Annotated in this window: 14 protein-coding genes; 13 read left to right on the top strand and 1 reads right to left on the bottom strand. The window is 67.1% G+C overall.

The window, feature by feature from the left end:
- Positions 1 to 6: 6 nt before the first annotated feature.
- Positions 7 to 3,075: a formate dehydrogenase-N subunit alpha gene (fdnG, locus tag ACVOME_RS07395; protein WP_481504910.1), complete on the bottom strand. Its 3,069-nt coding sequence runs from the start codon at positions 3,073 to 3,075 to the stop codon at positions 7 to 9.
- Between the two features lie 351 nt (positions 3,076 to 3,426).
- Between fdnG and gmk the strand changes: the two genes are divergently transcribed.
- From gmk to ACVOME_RS07330, 13 genes are all read left to right on the top strand, one after another.
- Positions 3,427 to 4,092: a guanylate kinase gene (gene gmk / locus ACVOME_RS07390; RefSeq protein ID WP_053519456.1), complete on the top strand. Its 666-nt coding sequence runs from the start codon at positions 3,427 to 3,429 to the stop codon at positions 4,090 to 4,092.
- Positions 4,093 to 4,202: 110 nt separating this feature from the next.
- Complete coding sequence (rpoZ, locus tag ACVOME_RS07385) at positions 4,203 to 4,502, top strand: DNA-directed RNA polymerase subunit omega (RefSeq protein WP_005410877.1); 300 nt, start codon at positions 4,203 to 4,205, stop codon at positions 4,500 to 4,502.
- Positions 4,503 to 4,608: 106 nt separating this feature from the next.
- Positions 4,609 to 6,771, top strand: a complete 2,163-nt coding sequence (locus ACVOME_RS07380) for a RelA/SpoT family protein (RefSeq protein WP_053519455.1) — start codon at positions 4,609 to 4,611, stop codon at positions 6,769 to 6,771.
- Between the two features lie 142 nt (positions 6,772 to 6,913).
- Complete coding sequence (locus tag ACVOME_RS07375) at positions 6,914 to 7,300, top strand: RidA family protein (protein WP_053519454.1); 387 nt, start codon at positions 6,914 to 6,916, stop codon at positions 7,298 to 7,300.
- Positions 7,301 to 7,307: 7 nt separating this feature from the next.
- Positions 7,308 to 9,419 (top strand): ATP-dependent DNA helicase RecG, encoded by a 2,112-nt coding sequence (recG, locus tag ACVOME_RS07370; protein ID WP_262219106.1) that lies wholly within the window; start codon positions 7,308 to 7,310, stop codon positions 9,417 to 9,419.
- A gap of 299 nt (positions 9,420 to 9,718) precedes the next feature.
- Positions 9,719 to 10,657 carry a nucleoside hydrolase gene (locus ACVOME_RS07365; RefSeq protein ID WP_481504909.1) on the top strand — a complete coding sequence of 313 codons (939 nt, stop codon included), beginning with the start codon at positions 9,719 to 9,721 and terminating at the stop codon, positions 10,655 to 10,657.
- 88 nt (positions 10,658 to 10,745) lie between these two features.
- A complete protein-coding gene (locus ACVOME_RS07360) occupies positions 10,746 to 10,988 on the top strand; it encodes a type B 50S ribosomal protein L31 (RefSeq protein ID WP_005410871.1) in 243 nt (80 codons plus the stop codon).
- A 296-nt stretch (positions 10,989 to 11,284) separates the two neighbouring features.
- Positions 11,285 to 12,562, top strand: coding sequence for a citrate synthase (locus tag ACVOME_RS07355; RefSeq protein ID WP_053520043.1), 1,278 nt, complete (start codon positions 11,285 to 11,287; stop codon positions 12,560 to 12,562).
- A gap of 289 nt (positions 12,563 to 12,851) precedes the next feature.
- Complete coding sequence (locus ACVOME_RS07350; RefSeq protein ID WP_053520042.1) at positions 12,852 to 13,370, top strand: CS1 type fimbrial major subunit; 519 nt, start codon at positions 12,852 to 12,854, stop codon at positions 13,368 to 13,370.
- 52 nt (positions 13,371 to 13,422) lie between these two features.
- A complete protein-coding gene (locus ACVOME_RS07345; protein ID WP_481504908.1) occupies positions 13,423 to 16,182 on the top strand; it encodes a TcfC E-set like domain-containing protein in 2,760 nt (919 codons plus the stop codon).
- On the top strand, positions 16,179 to 17,306 hold the full coding sequence (locus ACVOME_RS07340) for a CfaE/CblD family pilus tip adhesin (RefSeq protein ID WP_283220008.1): 1,128 nt from the start codon (positions 16,179 to 16,181) through the stop codon (positions 17,304 to 17,306). The genes ACVOME_RS07345 and ACVOME_RS07340 overlap by 4 nt, the downstream gene beginning before the upstream one ends.
- Before the next feature lie 22 nt (positions 17,307 to 17,328).
- The gene (locus tag ACVOME_RS07335; RefSeq protein WP_197600564.1) at positions 17,329 to 18,036 is read left to right on the top strand and encodes a pilus assembly protein; all 708 of its coding nucleotides are present in this window, start codon (positions 17,329 to 17,331) and stop codon (positions 18,034 to 18,036) included.
- A gap of 51 nt (positions 18,037 to 18,087) precedes the next feature.
- Positions 18,088 to 23,787 (top strand): ESPR-type extended signal peptide-containing protein, encoded by a 5,700-nt coding sequence (locus tag ACVOME_RS07330; protein ID WP_481504907.1) that lies wholly within the window; start codon positions 18,088 to 18,090, stop codon positions 23,785 to 23,787.
- The last annotated feature ends 38 nt before the right edge of the window (positions 23,788 to 23,825 follow it).

Below are 23,825 nucleotides of genomic sequence, written 5' to 3'. Positions count from 1 at the left end.
TGTCTCCTACACCTTCTCGACCTTGACCAGGATGCACTTCGATTCAGGCGTCTGCGAATTGCCGTCACCAATGGCGTTGGTCAGCGTATTGGCGATGTAACCGGGCTTGGCAGCACCCAGGAAGCCCCAGTGGATCGGCACGCCCACCTGGTGCACCGTCCTGCCATCGATCTGCAGTGCCTTGATCCGCTTGGTCACCATCGCTACGGCTTCGATGTGGCCACGCTTGGAGCTGACCCGCACGCGACTGCCGTTGCCGATGCCCAGCTCGTCGGCCAGGGCTGCGCCGATCTCGACGAACTGCTCCGGCTGGATGATGGCGTTGAGCTTGCCGTGCTTGGTCCAGAAGTGGAAATGCTCGGTCAGCCGGTAGGTGGTGGCCACATGCGGGAACTCGTCCGGCGAGCCGATCTGCGCGCGGTCGCTGTCGAACACGCGTGCGGCCGGATTGTTCAGCGTCAGCGCCTGGCCCGGGCTCAGCGGGTTGCTGCGCAACGGCGTGTCGAAGGGCTCGTAGTGTTCCGGGAACGGGCCTTCGGCCATGCCGGCCTTGGCGAAGAAGCGGGCAATGCCCTCGGGATTCATGATGAACGGGCCCATCCCGCCGGCCGGGTCTTCATCGGCCTTGAAGTCGGGCACGTCGATGTTGCCCCAGTTCCTGCCGTTCCAGGCGAGCAGGGTGCGTCGTGGATCGAACGGCTGCCCGGCGACGTCGCACGAGGCGCGGTTGTACATCACGCGGCGGTTGGCGGGCCACGCCCAGGCCCAGCCCAGCGTGTTGCCGATGCCGGTGGGGTCGCTGTTGTCGCGCCGTGCCATCATGTTGCCGGTCGGCCCCCACGCACCGATGTAGATCCAGCAGCCGGAAGACGTGCTGCCGTCGTCGCGCAGGTCGCCGAACGCGGCCAGCTGTTCGCCGGCCTTGCGCACCAGCCGGGTCGGGTCCTTCGGGTCGAACACGTCCACCAGGGCCTTGCCGTTGTACTCCATCGCCAGTTCTTCCGGCGTCGGCAGCTTCGGGTCGGCGTAATTCCAGGCGAGGTCGCGCACCGGCTCCCACCACGCGCCGCCGTCCTTCTCGTACAGCGCCTTGATGCGGTGGAACAGCTCGGACATGATCTCGATGTCGCTGCGCGCTTCGCCCGGTGCGTTGGCGCCCTTCCAGTGCCATTGCAGCCAGCGCGAGGAGTTCACCACCGCGCCGTTCTCCTCGGCGAACGAGGTGGTCGGCAGGCGGAACACTTCGGTCTGGATGGTGCTCGGGTCGACGTCGTTCAGTGCGCCATGGTTCTGCCAGAAGGCGATGGTTTCGGTTTCCAGCGGGTCCATGCTGACCATGAACTTCAGCTTGGAGAACGCGCTGATCAGCTTGCCCTTGTTCGGTGCCGAGGCCAGCGGGTTGAAGCCCTGGCAGATGTAGCCATGGATCCTGCCTTCGTTCATCAGCTCGTAGGCCTGCAGCATGTCGTAGGGCTTGTCGAGCTTGGGCAGGTGATCGAAGCACCAGTTGTTGTCGGCGGTGGCGGCATCGCCCCACCATGACTTCATCAGACTGACATGGAACTTCGGGTAGTTCTGCCAGAACGACATCTGGTTGGCGCGCAGCGGCTTCTGCGTGCGCTTGGCGATGTAGGCGTTGTAGTCCTGCTCGTCCTGCCTGGGCAGTGTCAGGTAGCCCGGCAGCAGGTCGGACATCAGGCCGATGTCGGTCAGGCCCTGGATGTTGGAATGCCCACGCAGGGCGTTCATGCCGCCGCCGGCCACGCCGATGTTGCCCAGCAGCAGCTGCACCATCGTGCCGGCGCGCACGTTCTGCGCACCGACGGAGTGCTGCGTCCAGCCCAGCGCGTACAGGATGGTCATCGCCTTGTCCTTGCCGGCGGTGGACGCGATCATGTCCCATATCTGGCGGATGCTGTCGGCGGGCGTACCGCAGATGCGTTCGACCATCTCCACGGTATAGCGTGCGTAGTGCTGCTTGAGCAGGTTGTAGACGCAGCGCGGGTCCTTCAGCGTCGGGTCGCTGCGTACGTAACCGTCGTCCCCATACAGGTAGTCCCAGCTGGAGCGGTCATAGCTGCGCTTCTGCGCGTCATAGCCCGAGTACAGGCCGTCGGTGAAGGCGAATTCGTCCTTCACCAGGAACGACATGTCGGTGTAGTTCAGCACGTACTCGTGCTGGATGCGGTCCTCGGCCAGCAGGTAGTTGATCAGGCCACCCAGGAACACGATGTCCGTGCCGGTGCGGATCGGCGCGTAGACATCGGCCACCGCGGCCGAGCGGTTGAAGCGTGGATCGATGACGATCAGGCGGGCCTTGTTGTGTGCCTTGGCCTCGGTCACCCATTTGAACCCGCACGGGTGTGCCTCGGCGGCATTGCCACCCATGATCAGGATCAGGTCGGCATTCTTGATGTCGACCCAGTGATTCGTCATCGCACCTCGGCCTAGCGTCGGGGCAAGACCTGCCACCGTCGGGCCGTGTCAGACACGTGCCTGGTTGTCGAATGCGAGCATTCCAAGCGAGCGGACGACCTTGTGGGTCAATACCGCGGTTTCATTGCTGGTGGCCGAGGCCGCCAGCATGCCCGTGGTCAGCCAGCGGTTGACCGTCTGCCCCGCCTCGTTCTTCTGCACGAAGTTGGCGTCGCGGTCTTCCTTCATCAGCCGCGCGATGCGGTCCAGAGCATCGTCCCAGCTCAGGCGCTTCCACTCGTTCGTACCCGGTGCCCGGTATTCCGGGTAGAGCAGGCGCGATTTGCTGTGGATGATGTCGGCCAGGCCGGCGCCCTTCGGGCACAGCGTGCCGCGGTTGACCGGATGGTCCGGGTCGCCCTCGATGTGGAAGATGCTCGGCTCGGCGTTCTTGGCGCCATCGCCGAGGCTGTACATCAGGATCCCGCAGGCCACCGAACAGTACGTACAGGTGTTGCGGGTCTCGGTGGCGCGGGTCAGCTTGTACTGCCGCACCTCCGCAAGCGCGATGCCGGGCGCGAAGCCCATCAGGGCCAGGCTGGAGCCCACCAGGGTTGTCCCGGTGACCTTCAGGAACTGGCGGCGACTCATCGAGGGCATGCCGTTCTCCTTGGATGGCGGGGAGGCGTGCAGGCCTCCGGGCTGTCGGTGGGTACGGCCGTCGAAGGGGAGAACCGCCAGCATGCCGCGAGCGTCTTTCCGGGAACGACCGCAATGCGCCGGTTATAGCACAGCCCCCCGCATGCCCATGTGGCACAAGGCCGGCCGGGTGTGGCCGGGCGCGGGGAGGGGCCGCTCTGGTAAAGTTGCGTGCCCGCACCCCGGGGAGCCGTCTGCCGGGCCTGGTTCCAGGATGTTCCGCGCAGTCCCCGCCGTCCTGGCGCGATCCTCCGCGCCATGTCTGGAACATCGAGGAAAAATTTTGCGAAATCAACCAGTTGGGTTCCGTGCATGAGCGCCCCGTCCACCCCGTCGGCCACCATCGCGCGCGGCACGCTGTACATCGTTGCCGCCCCTTCAGGCGCCGGCAAGAGCAGCATCGTCAACGCGACGCTGGCCCGCGACCCGCAGATCGCCCTGTCGATCTCCTTCACTTCGCGGGCCATGCGACCGGGTGAAGTGAACGGTGAGCACTATCACTTCGTCACCGCAGAGAAGTTCGAGCAGATGATTGCTGCGGGCGACTTCTTCGAGCATGCATGGGTGCACGGAGACTGGAAGGGCACGGCGCGGCAGTCGGTGGAACCGCAGCTGGCGGCCGGCCAGGATGTGCTGCTGGAGATCGACTGGCAGGGCGCGCAGCAGGTCCGGCAGCTGGTACCGGGCACGGTCACCGTGTTCATCCTGCCGCCGTCCAAGCAGGCCCTGCAGGACCGCATGCGCAAGCGTGGGCAGGACAGCGAGGCGGTGATCGCCCAGCGCCTGGGCGCCGCCCGCGACGAGATGCTGCACTTCAATGAGTTCGACTACGTCATCGTCAACGAGGTGTTCGACACCGCCGTGGACGAGCTGTGCGCGATCTTCACCGCCAGCCGCCTGCGCCGCGAGGCCCAGAAGGTCCGCCACGCCGGGCTGATCCAGGCCCTGTTGACCCCTGATCCGGGCGCAACTGACTGATTCCAAAAGAATCGGGTGAGGGTTGGCTTGATTTTGTCCAGCCCCTGCCGGTACACTCCGTCCCCTTTCCCTCATTCGACTGAGCGGCCGACCGGTCGCCGGGAGCCCGTATGGCCCGCATCACCGTAGAAGATTGCCTGGAAGTCGTTAACAACCGTTTCGAGCTGGTCATGATGGCCTCCAAGCGTGCCCGCCAGCTCGCCAATGGCGTGCAGGCCACGCTGGACAACAGCGAGACCGAGGACAAGCCGACCGTGCTGGCGCTGCGCGAGATCGCTGCCCGCAAGATCGACAACGCGCTGATCGACGAAGTCGAGAAGGCCGAGCGTGAGCGCGCCGAGCGCGAAGCGCTGGAGTGGGCCGCCGCGGAAGTGGTCGCCGATGAAGACATGTCCAAGAACGACGATTGATCGCATCGATCAACGTCATCGCTGGACACGCCGAACAGCCCGCCCCGTGCGGGCTGTTTCGCATTCAGGATTTGCCGTAAACGTCGCGCTGGAATAGGCTTCGGGCATGAACCCAGGCCCCACTGCCAAGGTCGCCGCAGCCCCCACTGCCGCCGTACCCGACTACGTCCTCCAGCTTGAACGCGCCGCCCATTACCTGCCGCCGGAGCAGCTGCCGCTGCTGCGCCGTGCCTGGGAAGTCGGGGCCGCTGCGCACGCTGGGCAGACACGCAAGTCGGGCGAGCCCTATATCACCCATCCTGTGGCGGTTGCGCAGGTGCTGGCCGAGCTCGGCCTGGATGTCGAAGCGCTGATCGCCGCGATCCTGCACGACACCATCGAGGACACGCCGCTGACCCGCGAGGCGCTGGCCGCCGAGTTCGGCGAGCCGGTTGCCGAACTCGTCGATGGCGTGACCAAGCTGGACAAGCTGAAGTTCCGGGACCGCCAGGAAGCTGCCGCGGAGAGCTTCCGCAAGATGCTGCTGGCGATGTCGCGCGACCTGCGCGTGATCATGATCAAGCTGGCCGACCGCCTGCACAACATGCGCACGCTGGGCGCCCAGAGCCGCGAAGCGAGGAGCCGCATCGCCCGCGAGACGCTGGAGATCTACGCGCCGATCGCGCAGCGGCTGGGCATGAGCCTGGTCAAGAGCGAGCTGCAGAACCTGGGCTTCAAGGCGTTGTATCCGTGGCGCCACGCGATCCTGGAAAAGCACATCCGCAGCCAGCCGGTGGTGCGCCGCGAGGCGATGGCGCAGGTGGAAGTGCAGCTCTCGCAGCGACTGGCGAAGGAGGGCATCGAACACCGCCTGGTCAGCCGCATCAAGACGCCGTGGAGCATCTACAACAAGATGCGCGACGAGAACAAGAGCTTCGACCAGGTGATGGACGTGTTCGGGTTCCGCCTGGTCGTGCGCAGCGTGCCCACCTGCTATCACGCACTGGGCTCGGTGCATGCCACGTTCAAGCCGCTGGACGGTCGCTTCCGTGACTTCATCGCCATTCCCAAGGCCAACGGCTACCAGTCGCTGCACACCGTGCTGTTCGGACCGTATGGCTCGCCGATCGAGGTGCAGATCCGTACCGAGGAAATGGACCTGATTGCCGAGCGAGGCGTGGCCGCACACTGGACCTACAAGTTCGGTGGCGATTCGCCCAACAGCGCGCAGAGCCGTGCCCACGCGTGGATCGTCGAGTTGATCGATTCGCAGCGCGCGGCCGGCTCCTCGCTGGAATTCCTCGACAACGTGAAGGTCGACCTGTTCCCGGACGAGGTCTACCTGTTCACGCCGAAGGGGAAGATCCTGGCCCTGCCGCGCAATTCCACCGCGCTCGATTTCGCTTACGCCGTGCATACCGATGTCGGCAACATGGCGGTGGCCTCGCGCGTGGACAAGAAGCTGGTGCCGTTGCGCACCAAGCTGGTCTCCGGGCAGTCGGTGGAGATCATCACCGCGCGTTCGGCCACGCCCAAACCGCAGTGGCTGGAGTTCGTGGTCACCAGCAAGGCACGCACCGCGATCCGCCACCAGCTCAAGCAGCTGGAGCACGAGGACGCCGTGCAGCTGGGCCACCGCATGCTTGACCGTGCGCTGGAGGCGATGGATTCCTCGCTGGAGCGGCTGCCGAAGGGGCGCCTGGATGCATTCCTGGCCGAGCACCGTTTCCCGCGTCTGGAGGCCCTGCTGGCCGAGGTCGCGCTCGGCAACTGGATGCCGACCCAGGCCGCGCAGGCGCTGATGGCCTATGCGGAACTGCGTGGCGGCCCGCATTCGCGCCACCACTCGCAGGAGAAGATCCTGATCAATGGCAGCGAGCGCGGCGTGGTCACCTTCGCGGGCTGCTGCCAGCCGATTCCCGGCGACGACATCATGGGCTACCACACCGCCGGCAAGGGCATCGTGGTGCATCGCATGGACTGCCCGAACCTGGCCGAGCTGCGCAAGTCGCCCGAGCGCTGGGTGCTGATCGGCTGGGATACCACCGTTTCCGGTGACTACGACACCTCGCTGGTGGTGGAGGTGGAGAACGGTACCGGCGTGCTGGCCCAGCTTGCCGCCGCGATCGCGCAGAGCCAGTCCAACATCGAGCGCGTGGATTATCTGGATCGCGACTTCAACGCTGCCGTGCTGGCGTTCAACATCCAGGTGCGCGACCGCAACCACCTGGCCGAGGTCATGCGGCGCCTGCGCCGCCTGTCGGTCGTGCAGTCGGTGCGCCGCCAGTAGAGCCACGCCATGCGTAAATGGTGCACCGGTAGCGGGGGGGGGGGGGGGGGGGGGGCGGGGGCGCCCGGCGGGCCCCCCCCCCCCCCCCCGCTACCGGGTTGCTACAATCGCCGCTCTGTTTTCCAAATGCACCGGAGCGACCATGTCCCGCCAGATCATCAACACCGAAAAGGCGCCTGCCGCCATCGGCCCTTACTCGCAGGCCGTGCGCGCCGGCAACACCGTGTATTTCTCCGGCCAGATCCCGCTTGATCCGGCGACCGGCGACATCGTCGGTGCCGGTGATGTCGAAGCCCAGGCCCGCCGCGCGTTCGACAACCTCAAGGCCGTGGCCGAAGCTGCCGGCGGTTCGCTGGACCAGGTCGTGCGCCTTGGCCTGTACCTGACCGACCTGGGCGAGTTCGCCAAGGTCAACGCTGTCATGCAGGACTACTTCCAGGCTCCGTTCCCGGCCCGTTCCACCATCGAAGTCTCCGGCCTGCCGAAGGGCGCCAACTTCGAGGTCGACGCGGTGATGGTCATCGACTGACGCCCCCGTGGCACGCAAGGCGGCGGTCACTCCGGTCCTGTCACCGTCCGGCGAAGCATCCCTGGCGATGCTCGCCGGCGTGGGTCCGGCCGTGGCCGCCAAGCTGCAGGCGCGTGGCCTGGCCACCCTGCAGGATCTCTGGCTTCACCTGCCGCTGCGCTATGAGGACCGGACCCGGCTGACCCGCATCGAAGACCTGCGATCCGGCGTGCCGGCACAGGTGGAAGTGCGCGTCGTCGCGGTCGAGCGCGGCATGCGCTACCGGCCGATGCTGAAGGTGGCGGTCGAGGACGAGGGGCAGGGCACCCTGGTGCTGCGCTTCTTCCATTTCCGCCAGCAGCAGGTCGGCCAGTTCGCGGTCGGCAACCGCCTGCGCTGTTTCGGTACGCCCAAGCCGGGCCACCTTGGCCTGGAAATCGTTCATCCCAGCTACCAGGTGCTGGGGCGCAACGATGATCCTGAACTTGGCGACCGCCTCGATCCGGTGTATCCCACGGTGGAAGGTGTGGGCCCGATGACGATGCGCAGGCTGATCGGCCAGGCGCTGGATCGCCTGCCTGAAGAAGCCGCGCTGGAACTGCTGCCCGTTGGCTGGCTCGATGGCCTCGGCCTGCCGTCGCTGCGCAGTGCGCTGTTGACGGTGCACCGGCCGCCACCGGATGCCGACCTGGCCGCGCTGGCCGCCGGCACCCATCCGGCGCAGCGCCGGCTGGCGATGGAAGAACTGCTGGCACACCATCTCAGCCTGCGTCGCCAACGCATCGCGCTGCAGGCGCATCATGCGCCGCCGCTGGCCGGCCCCGGTGCGCTGGCCAAGGCCCTGCTGAAGCAGCTGCCGTTCGCCCTCACCGGTGCGCAGGCGCGCGTGTTCAAGCAGATCCGCGAAGACCTCGCGCGACCCCGTCCCATGCTGCGGCTGGTGCAGGGCGACGTGGGTTCCGGCAAGACCGTGGTGGCCGCGCTGGCCGCCATGCTGGCGGTAGAGCAGGGCAAGCAGGTCGCGCTGGCTGCGCCCACCGAACTGCTGGCCGAACAGCATCTCAACAATCTGCGCGGTTGGCTGGAGCCGCTGGGCGTACGTATCGCCTGGCTGGCCGGCAAGGTCACCGGCAAGGCGCGCGCGAAGGTGATGGAACAGGTCGCCAATGGCGAAGCGCAGGTGGTGGTCGGTACCCACGCGCTGATGCAGGAGGCGGTGGTGTTCCAGGACCTCGCCCTGGCCATCGTCGACGAACAGCACCGCTTCGGCGTGCACCAGCGCCTGGCGCTGCGCGACAAGGGCGCCGGTGGCAACAGCGTGCCACACCAGCTGGTGATGACCGCCACGCCGATTCCGCGCACGCTGGCGATGTCCGAGTACGCGGACCTGGACGTATCGGCCATCGACGAACTGCCGCCGGGCCGTACGCCGGTGCAGACCGTGGCCCTGAACAACGACCGCCGGCCGGAGCTGATCGAACGTATCGCCCTGGCCTGCGCGGAAGGACGGCAGGTGTACTGGGTGTGCACGCTGATCGAGGAAAGCGAAGAGCTGGATGCCACGCCCGCACAGGCCACCTTCGAATCGCTGCAGGCGCTGCTGCCGGGCGTGCGCGTGGGGCTGGTGCACGGGCGGATGAAGGCCGCCGAGAAACAGGCGACCATGGTCGCGTTCAAGGCCGGTGACATCGACCTGCTGGTGGCGACCACGGTGATCGAAGTGGGTGTGGACGTGCCCAATGCCTCGCTGATGGTGATCGAGAACGCCGAGCGTCTGGGCCTGGCCCAGCTGCACCAGCTGCGCGGTCGCGTCGGCCGCGGTTCGGCGGTGTCGCGCTGCGTGCTGCTGTACCAGGCACCGCTTTCGCAGATGGCGCGCGAGCGTCTGCAGACCATGCGCGAAACCAACGATGGCTTCGTCATCGCCGAGAAGGATCTGGAGCTGCGCGGCCCGGGCGAACTGCTTGGCACGCGGCAGACAGGCCTGGCCGGCTTCCGCATCGCCGATCTTGCACGCGACGCCGGCCTGCTGCCCGGCGTGCATGAGCTGGCCGAGCGCCTGCTGGCCCAGCAGCCCGCACTGGCCGATCGCGTGGTCAGCCGCTGGATCGGCACGGCCGTGCGCTACGCCTCGGCGTAAGCGGCCTCTGTGCGCTGCGCGCGGGAGTCGAGCATGGCTCGACTCTACAGACAGCCTTCTCGATCATCCCGTGGAGGTGTCGACCAAGGTCGACACCTACCAGAGCAAAATGCCATTCCGACAGGCCGCGGGAAAATGTCGGACCCACCCCCGCCATCCCCCAGAAAACCAGCTTTTGCCGTTGCTCTGGCGTTTGCCGTTGATTCGGCGGGTGCAGGGCACAGCCCTGCCAGAACCCCCATACTTGCAACGGTCATCATCCCGGTCCACACTTCGTTGCCGATCTGAAGACGGCAACGATGACCCACAAGATCCCCCTGTTGATCGACACCGATCCCGGTGTGGACGACGCCCTGGCCCTGCTGATGGCCTTTGCCGATGAACGGCATGACGTGGTCGCCCTGACCATCGCCGCCGGCAATGTCGGCCTGCAGTACACCGTCCGTAACGCCCTCAAGCTCTGCGACATCGTCGGCCGTCCCGACGTGCCGGTGTTTGCCGGCAGCCCCGATCCGCTGCTGCATCCCTCCGTCGATGCCGCGCATGTGCACGGCCGTGATGGCTACGGCGATGTCGATCTGCCACCGCCGGGCCGACAGGCCGAAGCCGAGCATGCCGCGCTGGCGATCCTGCGCCTGTCGCACAAGCATGCCGGCGAACTGATGCTGGTGATGCTCGGCCCGCTGACCAACCTGGCGCTGGCGCTGAAGCTGGACCCGACCCTGCCTGAGCGCATCAAGCGCATCGTGGTGATGGGCGGCGCGGTCACCTGCCACGGCAACATCACGCCGGCGGCGGAGTTCAACATCGCCTTCGATCCGGAAGCGGCGCACGTGGTGTTCACCGCATTCAAGCACCTGCTGGTGTCGGACTGGGAAGCCACCGTCGCCCACGGCCTGCCGCTGCAGCAGGCCGAGACGTGGCTGCAGGCCGATTCGGAGCGCGCCCGCTTCTATGAGCTGATCTCGCGCAAGACCCGTGGCCTGTCCGAAGACAGCAAGGGCGGACGCTGGTACACCGCCGATGCCCTGGCCATGGCCTGGGCGCTGAACCCGGAAGGGCAGCTGCGGGTGGAATCGCGGCCGCTGAACGTGGAACTGAACGGAACGTTCAGTCGCGGCGTGACCCTCGTCGACTGGAACCGCCAGACCGGCCAGCCGGACAACTGCGACCTGCTGATGGCCTACGACCAGGCCCGCTTCGAAAGCCTTGTGCGGCAGGCACTTGGCGCGGACTGAGCGCGGATCCACGCCACCGGTTGCTCCAAGGGGCGGCCGGTGCTTATAATGCCGCTCTTGACCACCAGCCCATTTACGGTGTGAGCCCATGAAGGCCGATATCCATCCGAACTACCGCGACGTCGTCTTCCATGACGTCACCTCCGATTTCAAGATCCTGACCCGCTCCACCATGGCGACGAAGGAAACCATCCAGTGGGAAGACGGCAACGAATACCCGCTGGTCAAGGTTGAAATTTCCTCGGCTTCGCATCCGTTCTACACGGGCAAGCACAAGGTCATCGACACCTCGGGCCGCATCGACAAGTTCCAGAAGCGCTACGCGCGCTGATCTGTCGATCCCGCTCCGAACCGACGGCCGCGCTCTGCGCGGCCGTTTGTTTTTCCCCGGCGCCTGCCCAACAGGCGTTTGGATGGACAGAACACTGCGTTCGCGTGACAACGCTTTTGCCGATCCGGGCCACTCGCTGGCCGGGTTCCGGCCGCCTGCCGTCTACGACTTCCGTCTAGCACCGGGCAAATGCTGCTGTGCGATAATGGCGTGATCCACGACACAGGTCGTGGACGTCATTCACGTGCCTGACCAATGCGCTTGGGCAGGCGCCTTCCCATGAAGGAGCGCACACAGTGTCCGATCTTGATCAGGTCACGCTCAACGCCGGCGACACGTCGGTCGTTCTGCCCGTCATCAAACCCACCCTTGGCAACGACTGCGTCGACATCGCGAAGCTGACCAAGGAAACGGGGTACTTCACCTACGATTCCGGCTTCACCGCGACGGCCAGCTGCAAGTCCGCCATCACCTACATCGACGGCGACAAGGGCGTGCTGCTGTACCGCGGCTACCCGATCGAACAGCTGTCGGAAAAGTCGAGCTACGTCGAAGTGGCCTACCTGCTGATCAACGGCGAGCGTCCGAGCGCCGAGCAGCTGAAGGCCTTCACCGATGAGCTGGCTGCCGAGGCCAACGTCCCCGATTCGATCAACACCCTGATCGGCAGCTTCGCCAAGGATGCCCATCCGATGGCCATCCTGGCTGCCGCGATCGCGCAGCTGTCGGCCGTCTACCACGACGCGCTGGACCTGTCCGACGCCGAACAGCGCCGCCAGGCCGCTGTGCGCCTGATCGCCAAGGTGCCGACCCTCTCGGCGCTGATCTACCGTCACGGCAAGGGCCTGCCGGCCAACACGCCCGACACCTCGCTGGATTACGTCAGCCGCTTCCTGAAGCAGACCTTCGAGTCGGCCGACGGCCAGTACGAACTGAATCCAGACGTGGTCAAGGCGCTGGACCTGCTGTTCATCCTGCACGCCGACCACGAGCAGAACGCGTCCACCTCGACGGTGCGCCTGGTCGGCTCGACCGGTGCCAATCCGTATGCGTCGGTTGCCGCAGGCGTCACCGCGCTGTGGGGTCCGGCCCATGGTGGTGCCAACGAAGCCGTGCTGAAGATGCTGGAAGAAATCGGTTCGGCCGACAACGTGGAATCGGCCGTGCTCAAGGCCAAGGACAAGACCTCCGGCTTCCGCCTGATGGGCTTCGGCCACCGCGTCTACAAGAACTTCGATCCGCGCGCCAAGGTCATCGGCGAGATGACCAGCAAGGTGCTCAAGCAGCTGGGCGTGCAGGACCCGCTGCTGGACGTGGCCGTGAAGCTGGAGCAGGCCGCGCTGCAGGACGACTACTTCGTCGCCCGCAAGCTGTACCCGAACGTCGATTTCTACAGCGGCATCATCTACAAGGCGCTGCAGATTCCGACCGAGATGTTCACCGTCATGTTCGCCCTGGGCCGTACCTCCGGCTGGGTGTCGCATTGGCTGGAACAGCAGGTCGATCCGGAAATGAAGATCGGCCGTCCGCGCCAGGTCTACACCGGCAGCGACGTGCGCGACTACCAGGGCTGATCGCCCCGCAACCGCAACGTGGAAGAACGCCCCCGCAAGGGGGCGTTTTTTTTTGCCCATGCCGTGGTCGTGCCCTGGCCGGAGCAATGCCGAAAGCGTCGCATTCTGCTGGTCACGGCACGCGCGATGCGTGTGTGATGTCGCAGAAGTACGCGTAATCGGCAATCAAGAAACGTTGCATGTACACCGCAGGAGCCGATCAATACCTTGACCGCGCTGCTGGCAGGGCAGGTCCGTGCCGGCAGTGCTTCCATCCAGGAGGCAACCCAATCCATCAGAGAGAGAAACCATGTCGCACATGTTCAAGAAGGCCGCCCTGGCCGTGGCGCTCGCCGGCGCTTCGCTGACCGCGCAGGCCGCCGTGGAAACCAACATCACCGTGTGGGCGAACGTCGATCCGACCCTGTCCCTGCTCAAGGCCGACGGCACCGCGCTGCCGGACGCAGTGCAGCTGGTCTACCGCGCCGGCGGTGCCGGCCTGTCGTCGTGGACCGAAGATGTGCGCATCTTCACCAACGACACCGAGAAGGACGTCAGCGTGCGCCTGGCGGCCGACGCCGTGCTGCGTCCCGACCTCGCCGCACCGGGTGCCATCAACGTGCCGCTGACGGTCAGCCTCAACGGCCGCGCCCTGGAGACCACCCCGATCGACTTCGCTGCAGACGATCTGTTCGACAGCGCGATTCCGGGTGCGTCGATCGCCATGCCGCTGCGCGTGCAGCAGACCGTGTCCGGCGAGATCAACTTCGCGGGCCTGTACAGCGGCACCGTTGCGCTGGTCGTGTCGCAGAACACCGCCGCGCCGTAATCCCCACCGCGCCGGCCCGTGCGCGGGCCGGCCGGCCATCGGTTGTCTCCCCATGTTGATACCTGCACCTGCCCACAGCCGGCTGGCGGTCGCGCTCGCCCTGACGTTGGCCATTCCGGCCCTGCCGGCTGTCCACGCACGGCCGGTACCGGCCGGTTTCGAAGACCTCGCCAGCGGCCAGACCGAGCGTGTCGAGGTACGCCTGTTCGGGCAGTCGGCCGGCCTGTGGTCCGCCTGGGTCACGCTGGATACGGTGCAGCTGGACCAGCCCGCGCAGGTACTGGAAGCCCTGGGTCTCAGCGCCGATGCGCGCGACGCGCTGCAGGCGGCACTGGCTGCACCGCTGCCGCGCAACAGTCATCTGGCCTGTCCCTACGGCCAACCGGATCCCGGCTGCGGCTGGATCGACAGTCCGGACGATCCCGCGCAGGTGCACGCCATCTTCGATGAAAGCGACGGCGTATTGATGTTGTTTCCGGCACGCCGGTGGCTGCCACAGCAGAGCGCGCAGCGCTCGCCGTTCCACCAGGTGTCCGAGCAGGCACAGAACGCGCTGCTGCAGCAGCAGACCGTGAATTTCAGCGGGGGCGATGGCTATCAGGCGTTGAGCGTGCAGGGCAGCACGGTGCTCGGCGTGCTGCGCGATGGCCATGTCGCCAGCAGCTGGAACTACAGCCGCCAGGCGCGGCAGGGTTATCGCGCGCATGACCGCTTCCAGCTGGACGATCTCTACTATCGCCACGATCTTGCCCAGCGCCACTACGTGCAGCTGGGCCGCATGGACCGGCGCAATCTGTCCAGCCAGCAGGGCGGCACCTTCGGGTTCGGCATGCTGCCGCTGGATCGCTTCGAGGGGCTGCGCGTGGGTACCACGCAGGCCTACGTCGATACCGACGCGAACGTCACCTCCACCCCGTTGACCGTGCTGCTCGGCCGTGATGCACGCGTGGATGCCTTCGACGGTGATCGCCTGCTGCAGACCTTCTACCTGCAGGCCGGTGTCAACGATCTCGATACGCGCCGGTTTCCGCTCGGCAGCTACACCGTCATCCTGCGCATCTATGAGGATGGCCGCTTCGTGCGCAGCGAGGAGGCGCCCTTCAGCCGGGGCGGCGACTGGTCCGAGCGCAGCCTGCAGTGGTTCGTGCAGGGCGGGCGCCGTCGTGCGCATGCGACACGTGCAAGTGACATCGGCGATGCGTCCGACACGGCGGTACAGGCGGGGTTGCGCATCCCCCTTGCGCGCAACTACGGCATGACAGCGGGTATCGCCCGCGTCGCCGATACCGGTTACGGCGAACTGCGCCTGGAGGGACGCCAGCAGTTCGGGCGGCATGACCTGCAGGCGATGGTCGGCGTGCTGAACGGAGGCGACGGCAGCCACGGCCTGCAGCAGCAGCTGAGCTATCGCCACTACGCCTCCTGGAATGTCTATCGGCAACGCCTGCGTGGCGGTGCGTGCCAGAGCAGCACGCCGGTGCTGCATGACCGTTTCGGTTGTGTCGATGCGCTCAGTGCCTCGGTATCGGCGCCCCTGTTCGGCGGCAGCCTGTACCTGGGATACACGCGCCGACGCAGCTTCACCCCGGAGTGGAGCCTGCCCGGCGAAGACGACGATGCCTGGACGGGCCTGCCGCCGGGCCTGTTGCCGCCTCATGTGCCGGCGCTGCGTCCTGCGCAGACCTCGCGCAGCCTGCAGGCCAGTTACAGCCGTACCCGGCAGTGGCGTGGACTGAGCATCGGCAGCCGGCTGGGCGTGTGGCAGCAGGACACCGACACCGGCAGCGGGCGCGGGCCTGCCCGTGATCGCGGCCTCTACCTGAACATTGCAGTCTCGCGGCTGCAGCGGATCGACGACGGCAGCGTGCAGCAGCGCGTGGCGCTGGACATGCGCCAGCCTCAGCACAGCCGCCCGGATGCCCGCCTGGGCCTGTCGCATTCGCTGCGGCAGGAGCGCGACGGCGACGCGCGCGATCTGGGCGCCGAGCTGAGCGCGTACAACGACGACCGCTACAGCGCGCTGGCCAGCGCCCGTATCGACAACCGCTTCGGGCAGAGCGGTGCATCGGTGTCGTACTACCAGCACCACGGTGGGGGTGAACTGGCCTACAGCGGCAACCACACGTCGGGGCTGTCGCTGTCCGCACGCGGGCTGCACTGGGGCGGCGCCCCAGGCCCCGATGCCGGGGTAGTGGTCAGCGTGGACGATGCGCGCGATCTGGAGCTGAGTGGCGCGGCTGCCGACATCCGCGCCGGCAGCAACCGGCGCCGCATCCTCGGCTTCGGCGAGCGCCAGCTGCTGCCGCTGGGCGGCTACCAGCGTCACCGCGTGGACGTGCAGGACGCCAGTGCGCACGACAGCGACGCCGCAGTGCGTGTCGCCCGCCTGGGCGCGGCGCAGCACGCCTTCCTGCTACCGGGAAAGGTGATCGCGCTGCCGGTCACGCTGGACGTGACCTACACCTTCATCGGCAACGCACGCGACATCGCCGGTACCCCGCTGGAAGGCGCCCGCATCCTCAATGCGCCGGTGCCCTCGCTGGGCCGCGACGGCGGCTTCATCGCCGAGTTCCCGCAGCGCGAGCCGGTGCTCTACCTGCTGCGTGCAGGCGACCTTCTGCAGTGCCCGCTCACCGTGCGTGAGCGCCGCAGCGTGGTGCTGCTGGTCGGCCAGGTGCAGTGCGAACCGCTGGCGCTGGAGCAGTTGCCGGCACCGATCCGCCACCAGGCGCGGGTACAGCGCCTGTTGAATGAACTGGCCCCGGTGGCGGGGCGCAACGAACGCAACGTGATGAGTGGAGGTGCGCGATGAGGACCGCATGGAGGCTGCTGCTGGCCGCGGCCTGCCTGCTTGGCAGTGCACAGGCGCTGGCACAGCGCCCACCGGCAACGACGCCGGCCACCGGCGTGATCACCACCGACATCGTCCGCACCTTCGACCGCTCCGCGCCCGAAGCGCTGGAGCTGTGGGCGCCCAGGACAGTGCTCGGGTACGGGGAGGTGGAGCTGGGGTACGGGAAGATCCATTTGACGTGTGGTGACGAGCCTGAGTACGGACAGTGTCCGATGCGCGATACCGGAGATTCGTCTGGAAGGAGCCGATTTCCCGTCGGTTTCAGCGAGGCGCGTAGCGGGCAGAAGATCGATGTAGCCGTTACAGGTTGGCTGGAACGTGTCGAGTGGGAAAGAAATTGCACCGTCGACTACTGGAACAACGCCGAGTTTCCTCTTTGGTCGTCATTCCAGAATCAGTGCATGGTTCCTCCCGGGGGCACCGGTGTTGCTCTGCAGCTGCAGTCCGAGGATGTTCAGCAGTTGGTCGCCGGCCGCTGGACTGCAGAACTCCGCCTCAACCTGCGCGTCGATCCTGACGGCCCGATCATCGCCACCCATGTGTTCCGGTTCGATCTGACCATCACCGATCGCGACCGCACCATGATCTACCTGCCCGAGTTCGGCATGGCCGAGCCGCTGGTGGGCCTGCAGCTGGACTACCGGCCGATTCCCTCACCCGGCACGATCGGTGGCACCGCCGTGCTGGACATGTGTCTGTACGACGGCATGGGCTCGCAGAGCGAGTATCTGGCCATCACCGCACGTGACATGGGCCCCGCCGCGCCGGGCCGTCCGCCATCGCAGTACTCGGTCTGGCACCGCGACGGTGGGCGCGAGGCGCAGGACCGCCTGGACTACCAGCTCAGCCTGGACCACAGCGGCCAGAAGATCGCCCTGCGCAACAACGAGGAAGTGCTGCTGCGCGGCATCGATACCGCCGAGCTGCGGCTGGTGATGCTGCCCGACATGAACCAGTGGGTGTACTGCGTGCCCACGCCGCTGACCCTGGAAACCCCCCGTGTGCCGGCGTCCGAGAAACGCGAGGGCTACTACGACGGCCGCCTCAAGCTCGAAATGCGCCTGCCGACCGACCGCCTCTGACCTTCCCCTGGAACCCGATCCCATGAGCAAGATTCCCCTGGCCGGCGCGCTGCTGCTGGCCCTTCTGCCAGCGGCACCGGTGCTGGCCAATCTCAACGTCCACCCCATGCGCGTGCACGCCGAAGCCGGCAAGACCACGACCGTGCGCGTGCACTCGCAATCACCGCAGCCGCAGTACGTGCAGGCCACGGTGAAACGCATCCTGCACCCGGCCAGTGACCACGAGGAAGAAGTCGATGAGGCCGTCGGCACCGCAGCGGTCATGGCGGTCACGCCAGGACGCTTCGGTCTGGCAGGAGGCGGCACGCGCCTGATACGGATCATTCCGCTGCAGCCGGTCGAGCAGGAAACCGCGTTCCGCATCTACTTCGAAGGCGTACGCGGTCCTGATGACAGCACGCCGGAGGTGCCGGTGCAGGGCGCCAGCGCCACGCTGGGCGTCAGCCTGGTCTGGGGCGTGCTGGTCAATGTGCTGCCCGCCGAGGGGCGCGTCGAGATGGCCCTGGACGGTGATCGCCTGTTGAACCGCGGCACGCTGCGGCTCGGCGTCAACCAGGTGCAGGACTGCGCCGCAGACGGCCGCTGCACCACGCACGAAATCAAACGCAGCCTTTACCCCGGCGCGGCGATGACGCTGCCGTTCGTGCCCCGCGCCGGTGGGCGTGTGGAGATCGACTACCGGCTCAGCCACGCCGGCTTCCGTGAGCACCGGCAGACGCTGCAGCCCTGACTGCCTGGCCTTGCGCCCCCAGGTTCCCGTTTCCCAACCACCGAGACATCGATGAATCGCATCTACCGTTTGATCTGGAATACCCGCCTGCGCTGCTGGGCCGTGGCCAGCGAGCACACCCGTTCGCGCGGCAAGCCGGCTTCGGCGGCACGCCCGCTTGCCGCCGCCCTGTGCGTGATGCTGGCCGCTCCCGCGTTCGCGACCGAGGTTGCATCGGATCCGTTGATCGTGCCCGACGCCATTGCGGCGGAGGCTGACGCAGCACCGGCAGAGTGGGACGCGTTGATGAGCGCGTTCATCGGCTCGCCTGCCACGTTGCGCAGTGTCGGCACTACCAGCTACCAGAACGTGCTGATCGGTGGGGGTTCCACGGTCAACAGCACCAAGGGCGTGGCCATCGGCGTGGGTTCGGTCACGGCGTTCGACGGCATCGGTATCGGCAACAATGCCCAGGGACTTGCCGGTGGCGTGGCCATCGGCATCAATGCGGGCACGGGAAGCGGCGAAGGGGGCACTGCGATCGGCAAAAGCGCCACGGCGCTGGGAGTCGGGGCCGTCGCGATCGGCCTCAACAGCTACGTTGGCGCGTCCGGTAACAGTGCGGTCGCGGTCGGGCGCAATGCCCGGGCCGAGGGTAGCGATGCCACGGCGATGGGGCCGAGGGCACAGGCGTCGGGATCCAGATCGGTAGCGCTTGGCAACAATGCGCAGGCACAGGCGCAGGGATCCGTCGTCATCGGTGACGGCAGCAGACTTGCCAACGGCAACGCACACCACGCCATCGTGATCGGCAGCGGTGCGCGCTCCGGCGGCTACGATGCGGGCATCGCCATCGGCCAGAACGCCGTGACCGACGGCCACGGCAAGGCCGTGGCGCTGGGTGCCAACGCCAATGCCGGGCAGAGCAATGCAGTGGCCCTGGGCGCCGGCTCGGTCACCAGTGCCAGCAACCAGGTCTCGGTGGGCAATGACACCCTGAAGCGCCGCATCGTCAATGTGGCCGATGGCACCCTGAGCACCACCAGCAGCGAAGCAGTGACCGGCAAGCAGCTGCACGCCACCAACCAGAGCATCGCCAGCGCGACGGGCACGGCGAACGCGGCGAAGACGGCCGCAGACCAGGCTGCGACGAAAGCCGGGCAGGCCTTGGCCAGGCTGGATGGCAGCCGCATCGCGATTGGGACCGGTGCCACTGCAACGGGCACCAGCAGCACCGCCATCGGCAATGCCGCCGATGCGTCCGGTGGCTACAGCAACGCCCTGGGTTTCCAGGCGTCCAGCGCCGGCAGCAACGCCGTGGCGATGGGCACCCTGGCATCTGCGGACGGGAGCAGTGCAGTGGCATTGGGTAACCGCGCGCGGACCGAGGGGGGCGACAACGGCGTGGCCATCGGCAATGCGGCATTGGCCTACAACAATGACGGTCTTGCACTGGGCAACAATGCCCGCAGCGGCGTCAATGCGGCCGGTGAGCGCGTTGCCGCGTCCAACGGCGGCGTGGCGCTCGGCACCGGCTCGCGCAGCGGCAATGGCGGCGTGGCATCGGGCCTGCGTGCCTCGGCCACCGGCGACCGTGCCGTGGCCATCGGCAACGACGCCAAGGCCGACGTGATCCATGCCACCGCACTGGGCTATCAGGCGGCGGCCACCGCCAACCAGGCCACGGCGCTGGGCCGCGGCAGTGTGGCAAGCGCCCGCTTCGCTACATCCGTCGGCAATCTGTCCGAAGCGACGGCCGAGAGCAGTGCCGCCTTTGGCGACCGCGCGCTGGCCAACCACACCGGTTCGGTGGCGTTGGGCAGTTCCTCCACCACCTCCGGCAGCAACCAGGTCTCAGTCGGTAATGCCACGCTCAAGCGCCGCATCGTCAATGTGGCCGATGGCACGCTGAGCAGCACCAGCACCGAGGCGGTCACCGGCAAGCAGCTGCATGCGACCAACCAGAATGTCACCGCAGTCAGCCAGGCGGCTACTGCGGCCCAGGCCGATGCCACACGCGCGCTGACGGCCCTGGCCAGCACCACCACCGCCGTCGGCCAGGGGGCGTCGGCGGGTGGCAATGCCGTGGCGGTCGGCCATTCGGCAAAAGCGGAGGGCTCCCACAGCAACGCCTTCGGTTACCAGGCCAGCGCGGCTGGCGCCAACGCGGTGGGCGCGGGCACGCTGGCGGGCGCCGCGGCTGACTCCTCGGTGGCGCTGGGCAATCGTGCCGCCGTGGATGCCACCTCCAGCGGCGCCATCGCACTGGGCACCAACGCCAAGGTCAATGCGCAGGCGGGCAACAGCGTCGCCCTGGGCGCGGGCTCGGTGGCGACCGGCGCCAACCAGGTCTCGGTGGGCAGTGCCACGGTGAAGCGGAACATCGTCAATGTGGCTGACGGAACGCTGAGCACCACCAGCGCCGAGGCGGTGACCGGCAGGCAGCTGCATGCCACCAACCAGAACCTCGCCACGGTGAATGCGCTGGCCAACACCGCACACAGCATCGCCAACGATGCGCAGACCAAGGCCAACGCGCTGGGGGGGCTGCTCAGCCAGAGTGCCGGCAACAGCGACGTCCGCGTCGGTGCCAGCAATACCGGTGGCGCGGTGGACATGCGCAACCAGTCCAGCGCCAACCGTCGCGTCACCGGCGTGGCCGACGCGGCACTCAGCAGCACCAGTGCCGATGCGGTCAGTGGCCGGCAGCTGCATGCCACCAACCAGAACGTCACGCAGGTCACCGCCACCGCCGCCACGCTCAGTGGCCTGGTCGGCCAGGCGGCAGCCGGCGGCGATCTGCGGCTGGGCGCGCAGAACAGCGGCACCCTCCTCGACGTCCGCAACCAGGGCAATGCCAACCGTCGCATCACGGGCGTCGCCGATGGTGTGCTGAGTGCGGCCAGTACCGACGCGGTGAGTGGTCGCCAGCTCAACACCACCAACCAGAACGTGACCACGGCCACCACCCTGGCCAATACGGCGCACACCGTGGCCAATGCCGCCCAGTCCACCGCCAACGATGCACAGGGCAAGGCCAACGTGCTCGGTGGCCTGCTCAGCCAGACCTCGTCCACTGGCGACGTACGCCTGGGTGCCGCCAACAGCGGTGACGTGCTGGATGTCCGCAACCAGGGCAACCAGGCACGTCGCGTGCAGGGCGTTGCTGCCGGGCAGCTGTCGGCCACCAGCGACGATGCGGTCAGCGGCCGTCAGCTGTTCGACAGCAACACGCAGATCGCACGCAACCGTACGGATATCGACCGCCTGCGCGAGGACTTCGAGGGCTTCGATCCGGACCTGTCCGATGTGGTGCGCTTCGACGCAGGCGGCAATGTCGACCTCGAGGGAGGCCGCCTGCTCGCCGTGGGCGACGGACAACTCAGTGCCGACAGCCGCGAGGCGGTCAATGGCGCGCAGCTGTTCGCCACCAATACGAAGGTGACCGAGCAGGGCGCACAGATCGCATCCGCGCGGGACGACCTGGATGCGTTGCGCGTGGACTTCGACAACTACACGCCTGACCTGGGCAGCGTCGTGCAGTTCGGCGAGGATGGCACGGTGGACCTGAAGGATGCGCGTCTGGTCGCCCTGGCTGAGGGCGAGATCGGTGCAGGCAGCCGCGAGGCGGTCACGGGCGGGCAGCTGTTCGTGACCAATGAGCGGGTGTCGGTGCTGGAGGAGGCGCAGAAGTACGCGGTTGTCGGATATGACGATCTGAGCATGCCGGCGGAGGCAGGCCTTCTGGCCACGGCCATGGGTAGTGATACCAAGGCGTTGGCCGAGGGTGCTACCGCGATTGGAAGTTTTGCCCAGGCGCGGGGGAAGAACTCCGTGTCACTTGGCCGTGCGGCACTGGTGCACGAGGGCACTGAAAATGGCTTCGCACTGGGGGCTCGATCTCAGGTCCATGTGACCAATGGCGTTGCGCTTGGTTCATCGGCAGAGGTCCGCGCCGATGCTACTCAGAGCGTTGCGCTCGGTGCCTGGTCGGTTGCCCACGGTCCCAATGAGGTCTCTTTGGGGCATGCAACATTGAAGCGCCGAATCACCAACGCCGCGAAGGGCATTCAGGGGCATGACGTAACCACTGTCGACCAGCTTTCCGGCGTGGTGAACGCTCTCGGCGGCGGCGCGGGGTTTGCCGCGGACGGCAGCGTGATTGCTCCTTCCTACGGCGTGCAGGGCGCTGTACACGGCACGGTAGGCGATGCACTGGCCGCGCTGGATGCAGGCGTGGACAGCAATCGTGGCGGACTGGATGCGATGGGCGCGCGCCTGGATACGCTGGATCAGGCGCGGGCGATGGCGGATGCCAGTGCCGTGCGCTTCGGCGCCGACCGTTCCGCCGTCGATTTCGGTGGCGCGCGCCTCATCAACGTCGGCGAGGGTGATATCAGCCACGCCGGCAGCCGGGAGGTGGTCACGGGCGGGCAGCTTCATGCCAGCAATCAGCGGATCGCTGGCCTGGAGGAGAAGCACCTGTACGCGGTCGTGGGCTATGACGAGCTGAGCAAGCCAGCGGAAGCGGCGCTCCTGGGTACTGCAATGGGCAGCGATGCCAGAGCGCTTGCGGAAGGCGCAACGGCCATCGGGAGCTATGCGCTCGCTCGTGGCAAGAACTCCGTGTCGTTGGGCCGTGCCGCGTACGTGCATGAGGGTGCCGAGGATGGCTTCGCTTTGGGCGCTCGCTCCCAAGTCCAAGCCAGTTATGGCGTCGCTTTGGGTGGTGGTAGTCAGGTTCGGCATGGAGCCGCGTACAGTATCGCTCTGGGATACGACTCATATGCGTACGGTCCTAATGAGGTATCGCTCGGGAATACGGAGCTCAAGCGCCGCGTAACCAACGCTGCCAACGGCCGCGATGCCAGCGACCTCACCACCGTCTCCCAGCTCCGCAGCGCCTTCGCGGCCTTCGGCGGCGACATGCGCATGGATGCCGACGGCAACATCGTCGCGCCGGAGTTCCACGTGCAGGGCCAGCGGCAGGCCACGGTCGGTGATGCGCTGAAGTCGCTCGACGGCGCGGTGGTCGACACGCGCCGGGATCTGGCCAGCATCGATGCGCGCTTCGAACGCCTGTTCGACGATGGCGGCGTCCGCAATGACGGTACCGGCCAGCTGCGGCTGGCCGGGGAACACGGCAGGGTGCTGGGCAACGTGGCCAACGGCATGATCGCGCCGGGCAGCCGCGATGCGGTCAATGGTGGTCAGCTGCACGCCGTGCAGCAGCAGCTCAACGGCCGCATCGACGGACTGCAGTCGCAGATCGACGGGTCGGCGACGGCCAGCCGCCAGGCAGCGGTGGACGACGTCGCTGGCGAGTCGCCGGCGGACAGCCAGACCCCGGCACCGCCGGTCAAGGACGCGCCGTCGGTGGCCTCCACCGACACGCCGAAGCCGAAGCCGGAAGCCGACGATCCGTTGCCGCAGGTGGACTCGCGTGCCGTGGATCAGGCGGTGAACCAGGCGCAGGCCTACACCGACCAGGCGATGGCCAGCGTGGACCGCCGGCTGGACCGGATGGACAAGCGCCTGAACCGGATGGCGGCAATGGGCAGTGCGCAGGCGGCGATGGCGATGAACACCGCCGGCCTGCAGACCTACAACCGCCTCGGCGCGGGTGTGGGCCATGCCGAAGGCGAGTCGGCGCTGGCGGTGGGTTACCAGCGCGTGCTCAACGAGCGCGGCTCGGCCACCTTCAGCCTCAATGGTGCCTTCACCAACAGCGGTGAGCGCACCGTGGGCGTGGGCTTCGGCGTGGGCTGGTAACCGGCAGGGCGACGCGGTCCGGTCGCCCTGATGCATGA

It is taken from the genome of Stenotrophomonas sp. STEN008 (genome assembly GCF_056760435.1).
The sequence above is the reverse complement of the archived record's forward strand: the minus strand, read 5'-3'. Positions and strand labels throughout refer to the sequence as shown.